This window comes from Cytobacillus purgationiresistens, assembly GCF_030813235.1.
Taxonomy (GTDB): Bacteria; Bacillota; Bacilli; order Bacillales; family Cytobacillaceae; genus Cytobacillus; species Cytobacillus purgationiresistens.
Map to the genome: position 1 here is coordinate 264,454 of NZ_JAUSUB010000004.1, position 8,280 is coordinate 272,733.

Annotated in this window: 10 protein-coding genes; 1 reads left to right on the top strand and 9 read right to left on the bottom strand. The window is 37.6% G+C overall.

From position 1 onward, the window contains the following. Positions 1 to 29: 29 nt before the first annotated feature. The gene (gene cymR / locus J2S17_RS06965; protein ID WP_307473220.1) at positions 30 to 449 is read right to left on the bottom strand and encodes a cysteine metabolism transcriptional regulator CymR; all 420 of its coding nucleotides are present in this window, start codon (positions 447 to 449) and stop codon (positions 30 to 32) included. A gap of 99 nt (positions 450 to 548) precedes the next feature. Continuing rightward, complete coding sequence (locus J2S17_RS06970) at positions 549 to 1,205, bottom strand: YczE/YyaS/YitT family protein (RefSeq protein ID WP_307473223.1); 657 nt, start codon at positions 1,203 to 1,205, stop codon at positions 549 to 551. Positions 1,206 to 1,393: 188 nt separating this feature from the next. On the opposite strand from J2S17_RS06970, the gene J2S17_RS06975 reads away from it, so the two are divergent. Continuing rightward, the gene (locus tag J2S17_RS06975) at positions 1,394 to 2,659 is read left to right on the top strand and encodes a replication-associated recombination protein A (RefSeq protein ID WP_307473271.1); all 1,266 of its coding nucleotides are present in this window, start codon (positions 1,394 to 1,396) and stop codon (positions 2,657 to 2,659) included. Between the two features lie 436 nt (positions 2,660 to 3,095). On the opposite strand, the gene J2S17_RS06980 is transcribed toward J2S17_RS06975, so the two are convergent. From J2S17_RS06980 to J2S17_RS07010, 7 genes are all read right to left on the bottom strand, one after another. Then, positions 3,096 to 4,055, bottom strand: a complete 960-nt coding sequence (locus J2S17_RS06980; protein ID WP_307473225.1) for an ABC transporter permease — start codon at positions 4,053 to 4,055, stop codon at positions 3,096 to 3,098. Continuing rightward, on the bottom strand, positions 4,048 to 4,974 hold the full coding sequence (locus J2S17_RS06985; protein ID WP_307473228.1) for an ABC transporter ATP-binding protein: 927 nt from the start codon (positions 4,972 to 4,974) through the stop codon (positions 4,048 to 4,050). Before J2S17_RS06985 ends, J2S17_RS06980 begins: the two co-directional genes overlap by 8 nt. An 11-nt stretch (positions 4,975 to 4,985) precedes the next feature. Next, complete coding sequence (locus J2S17_RS06990; RefSeq protein WP_370874969.1) at positions 4,986 to 5,681, bottom strand: ABC transporter ATP-binding protein; 696 nt, start codon at positions 5,679 to 5,681, stop codon at positions 4,986 to 4,988. Continuing rightward, positions 5,671 to 6,054, bottom strand: a complete 384-nt coding sequence (locus J2S17_RS06995) for a GntR family transcriptional regulator (RefSeq protein ID WP_307473231.1) — start codon at positions 6,052 to 6,054, stop codon at positions 5,671 to 5,673. Before J2S17_RS06995 ends, J2S17_RS06990 begins: the two co-directional genes overlap by 11 nt. A gap of 2 nt (positions 6,055 to 6,056) precedes the next feature. Continuing rightward, positions 6,057 to 6,842 carry a hypothetical protein gene (locus tag J2S17_RS07000; protein WP_307473234.1) on the bottom strand — a complete coding sequence of 262 codons (786 nt, stop codon included), beginning with the start codon at positions 6,840 to 6,842 and terminating at the stop codon, positions 6,057 to 6,059. Between the two features lie 137 nt (positions 6,843 to 6,979). After that, complete coding sequence (locus tag J2S17_RS07005; RefSeq protein WP_307473235.1) at positions 6,980 to 7,750, bottom strand: tRNA threonylcarbamoyladenosine dehydratase; 771 nt, start codon at positions 7,748 to 7,750, stop codon at positions 6,980 to 6,982. Positions 7,751 to 7,854: 104 nt separating this feature from the next. After that, positions 7,855 to 8,280, bottom strand: a 426-nt coding sequence (locus tag J2S17_RS07010) for a hypothetical protein (RefSeq protein ID WP_307473237.1), incomplete at its 5' end; no start/stop codon positions are given.

An 8,280-nucleotide genomic window follows, 5' to 3' on the forward strand; every position in this document is an offset into this window, starting at 1 on the left:
CCTTCTTGCTTTATTTCCTAAAGGGATTTTTATATATAAAACATATAAGCGTCTGATTCACCGTTATCTGTATGGTTTGCTAAATCCTCAACTGTTGTATTATCCAATACATCCTTGACAGCATCACGGATACGCATCCAAAGCTCTCTTTTTGCCGGTTCCTCATTCTCGATTCCTTCAACAGGACTAATTGGTCCTTCAAGCACTCGAATAATATCTCCCGCAGTTATCTTTGAAGGTATATCTCCTAATATATAACCACCATAAGCACCGCGAATACTTTTAACCAATCCTGCATTCCTTAATGGTGCAATTAACTGTTCTAAATAATGTTCAGATAAGTCATTAGCTTGCGCAATCGTTTTTAATGAAATTGGTCCTTCACCATACTTTTTCGCTAATTCAATCATGATAGTTAAGCCATAACGGCCCTTTGTAGAAATTTTCATGTTCTTGACACCCCTATTTCAATCTTTCTTATATATTTGAAGCGCCGTGCATTCATTTAGTCATTTCAGTCATTAAAGCTTTTCTTTTCAGCTTATCCTTTAATGTGCGATAAATACTTTTTCCTTTTTAAGGTGAGCTAAAAACCGATCGGTTAGCGCCTGACATTGTGGCAAAGCAAATCCAACAATCGGTCCAATTGAAAGACTTAAAGCAATCGTCCCCCAAAAAACGGGACCGCCTAACTGCCATCCGATAATAAGGACAATGATTTCCATACAAGAACGAACAGGTCCAACCTTCCAGCCTGTTTTCATTGTTAGTGCCATCATAAGACTATCTCTTGGTCCCGTTCCAAAGCGTGCTGATATATAAATGCCCATACCGTAACAATAAATAATGACACCTGCGGCAAACATCAGAATTTTTCCAAACAGATGATCCGGAGTTTGCATAAATGGTAATAATAAATATAAATCTATAAAGACACCAATAAGAATCATATTAATATATGCACCTGTTTTTGGGAACTCCTTGGAAATAAGAGAAGAGACAATTAAAATGACAATTCCAACAATGATCGACCAGCTTCCAATCGTCAAACCTAATTGATAGTATAGTCCGACATGTAAAACATCCCACGGCGTCGCACCCAGATTGGCTACAATTAACAAAACGATCCCAAGACTCATAATTAATAAGCCTAAGATGTATACAAGAAATCTCGGTCCAATTTGCCCCCGCATCATTCGATTCATATTATATTTTCCCTTCGCCAGTACAAAGAATATAGTTTTTCAGTAAGTACGACTTCATAATATATACATTTTTAACTATTAAATAGACTTTGTCATTATAGCATATTTGAAAGCATTATTCATTTTAGCTTGCTTTAGAGTATGGTATGTTTAAGAAAGAAATCGGTTTAAGATTTGGAGTGATGAAATTGAATATAAAACCGTTAGCTTTCCGTATGCGTCCGAGGTCCATTGATGAAGTCATCGGTCAAAAACACCTTGTGAGCGAAGGGAAAATCATCAGTCGAATGGTCAAGGCTAAACAGCTATCATCGATGATTTTATATGGACCTCCAGGTGTTGGAAAAACTTCCATAGCCAGCGCTATTGCAGGCAGTACAAGCTTTGCTTTCCGAACATTAAACGCAGTAACAAATAATAAAAAAGATATGGAAGTCGTCGCTGCTGAAGCCAAAATGTCCGGTAAAGTTATATTATTACTTGATGAAGTGCATCGTCTTGATAAAGCGAAACAAGACTTTTTACTTCCTTATTTGGAAAATGGCATGATTACTTTAATCGGTGCAACAACAAGCAATCCTTACCATGCAATTAATCCTGCCATTAGAAGTAGATGCCAAATATTTGAGCTGAAGCCTTTAACAGAAGAAGAAATTATCTCTGCATTAATGACTGCAGTAAATGATAAGGAACGCGGATTGGGTGAAAAGAGTATCAACCTTTCGGAGGAGGCTTTAAGTCATCTCGCATCCGCATCAAACGGGGATGTGAGAAGCTCTTTAAATGCACTTGAACTTGCAGTACTCTCAACAGAACCAAATGACCAAGGTATCATCGAGATCGGTCTTACGGAAGCCGAAGAATGCATGCAAAGAAAGAGCCTCACCCATGATCGCGATGGCGATGCGCATTATGATGTCCTTTCCGCCTTCCAAAAATCAATTCGAGGCAGTGATGTCAATGCTGCACTGCATTATTTAGGAAGACTGATCGAAGCGGGAGATTTAATTAGTATCGGCAGAAGAATACTAGTCATCGCATATGAAGATATCGGTCTTGCTTCCCCGCAAGCAGGAGCAAGAACATTAGCTGCAATTGAAACAGCTGAACGAATTGGGTTTCCTGAAGCTCGGATTCCATTAGCCAACGCAGTGATAGAACTCTGTCTTTCTCCTAAATCAAATTCCGCGATATCTGCCATCGATTCAGCTCTCGCAGATATTAGGGCAGGTAAAAGCGGAGAGGTACCCGACCATTTAAGAGACGCACATTATAAGGGTGCAAAGGAGCTTGGTAGAGGCATCGACTATAAATACCCGCATGATTATGAGAGTGGCTGGGTCAAACAGCAATACTTACCAAATAAAATCAAAAACAAAGATTATTATCAGCCTAAGAAAAACGGTAAATTTGAACAAGCACTTGCCGTCGTTTATAAGCGGTTGCAAGAATAGATTAGCTTTTATATATAACGCAGAAAGCTCGGCTATTATAAGCCCGTTTTCTGCGTTATTTGTTTATTACCATAATGAAAAGATCGACCTCTCTTAAACTAGAAGCTTTATAGACAAGGAGCGAATGATGCAAAATAAGGTTGATCGATCAGAGTATAGCTGTAAGCCAGGGACGGGATGTGGTAGAGAAGTTAGAAGAATTTAATAAGGTCTTCAGGTATATTGGGGACCCTGAAGAAGGTCATGCTCTTTCAAGTCATTTAGATGAATCCTAAAAAAAGAAATCATCACTTGGTTTAATTATTATCTTGAATAAACAGCTTCTAAAGTTCAGAATAAAAAATCTAACACAAAAGGACGTATAAGCATACCGTCCTTTTATGTTAGGAGTATCTTAGGCTATCTGCTTAAAATAGTGCCCAACTCGTTTCTCCACTTAAGCAGTGACATCTCTTTTCTTAAATACGAAAAAGGCAATCGCTTGAAACAGGATAAAATAAATGATTAACATGATAATTGAGAAGCCCAAAGTCATACCAGGCAGCATGGGTGTTCCTTCAAAATACTGTAATAGGTTTGTGTTAGCAAATAAGCTGAATTTAGCCCACTCATATTTCATCGCAACCAATTGAGTGATTTGACCACCAGCAAACATAAGGAAAATTGATAACCCAATTGCTAAGGAATTGCTTCTAAAGGCTGCAGATATCATAAAAGCCATTGTAGCAAGCATTAGCATGTTAATGGATGACAGTCCATAACCTTTCATAAGATATAAGAATAAGTTTTGCTCTGTCACCATTCCATCCTGGTAGTTAAGATGGGGAACAGGCTGGTCAGCTGTACCAAAGAGTATAAGGCCTAACAACCCTGAATAAAGGAAAAGTAAACCGAGTAATGATCCGCCAAATAATAGCACCGTAATATATTTTGATGCTAATATTTTTTCTCTTTTTATCGGACGAATGAGTAAAAGCTTTATCGTACCCCAGTTAAACTCACTCGCTACGATTCCTCCAGCAATAATAATCACAAATAGTCCAACAAAATCAATTAGTGAAGACATATCCGATACGAAGCTTAATCCTGAATAGTCCTGATTAGGTGATAGATTATTCTCAATTCGGTACTCATTGATTGCTATCGATTCCTCATAGCTTACCTTCACTGCTGCTGGCATCATATCTCCAGACTCTTCAAGCTCTTTTTGATAACTTTGATTTTGCATTTCCAATCCTTTTTTCCATGACTCATTATCAGGAACAGAGGCTCTTGTGTCCTGGTATTTCATGAATGCACCTGCGATCGTAATAATCAGTAACAGGAGGCCAACCATAACATATGTGCCAGATTTTTTAAAAATTTTCAACCATTCATTTTGAATCAGATTAAACATTTAGATTCTCTCCCTTTCTAGTTGTCACTTCAAGGAAACGATCTTCCAAGGTTTTTAACGTTTCTTGAATGCTGAAAATTCGTATATCCTCGTGAACGAATGCCTTAACTAGGTCGGGCACATCATCCTTCATTAAAGTAACAATCATTTTATTGCCGTTTATCTGGAAAGGAACTTCCTGATAGAGGGATTTCAGAGCAGCCTCAGCTTTTTCTGGTGAATCGACCTCTATTTCATAAGTGCTTCCATCTGCTTGAACAAAATCTGTGATGCTTTGAACATCAATTAATTTTCCATTTTGGATGATTCCAATACGATCACACATCATTTCCATTTCAGAAAGCAAGTGACTGGATACGATAACTGCCATGCCTTTTTCCCTTGCCAGCTTTCTTACATGATCTCTGATTTCTCTAATTCCTGCAGGATCCAGTCCGTTGGTCGGTTCATCCAATATAAGAATTTTCGGATCATGCAAAAGACATTGCGCCAATCCAAGTCTCTGCCTCATCCCGAGTGAATATGTTTTAACCTTGTCATGGATTCGATCAGTTAAACCTACAAATCCCACTGTTTCAGCAATCTTCTCTTTAGTAATACCTTGTGACATTCTGGCATAATGAAGCAAGTTTTGATATCCGCTCATAAATTTATACATTTCCGGATTTTCAACAATTGCGCCAACATGCCCTACTGCTTTTTCAAAATCTGTTTTAATGCTGGATCCAAGGATCTTTATATCCCCAGAAGTAATCCCGATTAATCCAACCATCATACGAATCGTAGTCGTCTTCCCTGCCCCATTGGGACCAAGAAATCCAAATACCTCCCCTTCGTTCACCTTAAAACTTAATGAATCTATAATCGTTCTGCCTTTAATGACTTTTGATACATTTTCTATCTGCACGAGCGTTTCCATTATATTTCCCCTCATTCCTTAAATGTTTGTTTCATCCAATCAATGATGGATAAGCCTTCTTTCTCACGTAAATCTTCGACATTGAATTTGCCGATAAATTCACCTTCCCTCAAAGCGATAACCTCATCTAGCAACGGTTCAATTTCATCGATTTCATGTGTCGCAATAATCACCGTTTGGTTATTAAAGTCAATATAGGAAAGCAAGCTTTTCACAATTGAATCTCTTACCATTGGATCAAGACCGGAGAAAGGTTCATCTAATAGCACAACCGATGCTGTTCTTGATAAGGCCAGCACGAGCTTCAGTCTTCCCCGATTCCCTTTTGATAAATGCTTGATTTTTCGTTCGGGTTCCAGATTCATGAAGCTGAGTAGTTCATCTGCCTTGTTCAAACTGAAATCACTGAACTGTGTTTGATAATAAGAGATCATATCCTTCACTTTAAATGACGGATAAAACATATCAACTTCTGTTAAATAAACCACTTCACTTGCTATTTTGCGGTTCACTGTTTTTCCATTAACAATGACTTTCCCTTTCGAGGGATAAGCAAGACCAGCAATAAGCTTCAAGGTAGTAGATTTACCACTGCCATTTGGTCCAAGCAATCCATAAATCTTTCCTTTTTCTAATGAGATGTTTATATTAGAAAGCCCTTCATCGCCTCCATAATTCTTTGTGACCGATTGGAATTCAATCATCATCCTCCCCTCGCTTTCTTTCAAAATATGTCTCTAACCCAGTGACCATCTCTTTATCTGAGAAACCCAGTTCCTTCATATTTTTCACAAATACTTCTATAATGCCTATTTGCATATTTACTTTTAATTGCTTAATCATCTGCTCATCTTCTGTTATAAATGTCCCTTGCCCGCGCTTTGTCTCTACCACTTCCATCCTCTCCAATTCACTGTAAGTCCTTTGAATCGTATTTGGATTGACTCCTGTTTGTATTGCCATCTCCCGCACTGACGGCAGCTTTTCCTCAGGCAATAATTCCCCTCTGATTATTTGCTGCACAATCCTATCGACGATTTGCATATATATCGGTTTTGAAGCCTGAAATTCTTCTCCCATCATTACACCTCTACCTTCTTCTCCAGCAGCCAGGAAGCAAGGAAAAAAACTAAAGCGGACAAACCTAAATATATAATTCCACTTGTGATGGATAGCTGCGCTGTATCAGAAAGGCCTACTGCAAATGAACTCTGATCAGTATTAAATTGAAACCATTTAGACTGCACTTCGATTGTTCCAAATTCAATAATGGATTGGTAAATGCCTAATTGAGTGAAATAATTACCTACCATCATTTGGACAATCCAAAACGCGATAAGGAACAGCCAGCGGATTTTCCCAATAACCGGCACATTCTTAAGAGAATGAAATAATCCCCAATAAAATAGAACCCAAATGGACAAATGTACGGCAAGGCATGTAATACCCGCAAGCATTAATATCAGATTGAATACTAATGATCCTCCAAACATCTGGAAAAAATCCATCACCTGGGATTGATTAATTACGATAGAAAGAATCCCAATTGAAATCAGCATGGAAGCACAAAAACTCATTAACCCTGATAGCAATTTTGCAAGAAACAGCAAGGAACCGCTATTGGGGTTATGCAGCCATGTCTGTGTTTTTGCTTCAATGTTTAAAGACATTAAAACATACAATGGCAAATAAAAAACATGCGCAAACACAACTCCGAAAATAACCGCAGCCAAGATATTGGGCTCATTAAAATACCTTGTTAACCCAAAACCTCCAATTACAGCTAATATAAGAAGTCCGATTCCCGACAAAAAGGTGTTCATCATCAGCTTTTGTTCCTTAATAATTAACCCTTTAAAGGCTTGCAAACTAAAAACCTCCTCTATTCAAGCATTAGTGTATTAGTTAGATAGTACACTAATACAAATAAATCCGTCAACCATTTTTTTGGATATTTTTTCATAAAAAAAGCTAACAGCTCAAATTAGAAACTGTTAGCTTAATATTATCTATTCTCGTCATTCACGCGGCTAATCTTAATATCGCTTAAAAGCTCTCTAACGACGTAACTTGCCATAACTAAACCGGCAACAGAAGGAACAAATGCGTTTGAGGAAGGAGGCATTTTTGCTTTACGGATCACCGCATCGTCCTTACCAACTGTTTTACGCACATCTTCTCTAATCACAATCGGACTCTCATCAGAAAATACAACTGGAATACCTTTTCTAATTCCTTCTTTTCTTAAGCGAGTACGAATGACCTTAGCGATTGGATCTGTATGTGTTTTAGAAATATCTGCAATTTGGAAACGTGTCGGATCCATCTTATTTGCAGCACCCATACTTGAGATAATAGGTATTTTTCTATTCAAACATTCCTTCATCAAATGAATTTTATAAGAAATCGTATCAGAAGCATCAACCACAAAGTCCAAGCCATAGTCAAAAAATTGCTCGTACGTTTCTTCTGTATAGAACATTTTTAGCGCAATGACTTCACAATCAGGATTAATATCCTTAATTCTTTCCTGCATGATTTCAACTTTTGGTCTTCCAACCGTTGAAAGCATTGCAATAATTTGACGGTTAACGTTTGTGATATCAACATCATCTTTATCAACCAGCACAAGGCGGCCAACGCCTGATCGTGCTAACGCTTCAGCAGCAAAGGTACCTACTCCGCCAATACCTAAAACAGCCACAGTGCTGTTTTTCATAATGTCTAATCCTTCTTTACCAATAGCAAGCTCATTTCTTGAGAACTGGTGCAGCATTATATCAACTCCATCATTGAAATCTATCTTTTAGATATTACCCGATAATGAATATATCATACTTGCGGCTAAATACAAGTAAATCTATAGGGAATAGAAAAATATCAACTTTTATCATGGCTGAAAGGAGAGATGGTATGGATCATGGGAGGGATTGTTCCTTTTTGTGATTTTTCTTTTGCTAGGATTCCAAATAGAATATAGATCCATGCTTTTTCATGTTCTAATAATCGGATTAGAACATGATTTCTTCGGTTTCTTGCTTTTTCATGTTCTAATAATCGGATTAGAACATGATTTCTTCGGTTTCTTGCTTTTTCTTGTTCTAATAATCGGATTGGAACATGATTTCTTCGGTTTCTTGCTTTTTCTTGTTCTAATAATCGGATTAGAACATGATTTCTTCGGTTTCTTGCTTTTTCTTGTTCTAATAACCGGATTAGAACATGATTTCTTCGGTTTCTTGCTTTTTCTTGTTCTAATAATCGGATTAGAACATGATTTCTTCGGTTTCTTGCTTTTTCTTGTTC

Coding starts and splice junctions, on each gene's coding strand:
- J2S17_RS06970 (WP_307473223.1), bottom strand. CDS start 1,205: ATGAATCGAATGATGCGGGGGCAAATTGGACCGAGATTTCTTGTATAC.
- J2S17_RS06995 (WP_307473231.1), bottom strand. CDS start 6,054: ATGGGAGAAGAATTTCAGGCTTCAAAACCGATATATATGCAAATCGTC.
- cymR (WP_307473220.1), bottom strand. CDS start 449: ATGAAAATTTCTACAAAGGGCCGTTATGGCTTAACTATCATGATTGAA.
- J2S17_RS07005 (WP_307473235.1), bottom strand. CDS start 7,750: ATGCTGCACCAGTTCTCAAGAAATGAGCTTGCTATTGGTAAAGAAGGA.
- J2S17_RS06985 (WP_307473228.1), bottom strand. CDS start 4,974: ATGGAAACGCTCGTGCAGATAGAAAATGTATCAAAAGTCATTAAAGGC.
- J2S17_RS06980 (WP_307473225.1), bottom strand. CDS start 4,055: ATGTTTAATCTGATTCAAAATGAATGGTTGAAAATTTTTAAAAAATCT.
- J2S17_RS06990 (WP_370874969.1), bottom strand. CDS start 5,681: ATGATGATTGAATTCCAATCGGTCACAAAGAATTATGGAGGCGATGAA.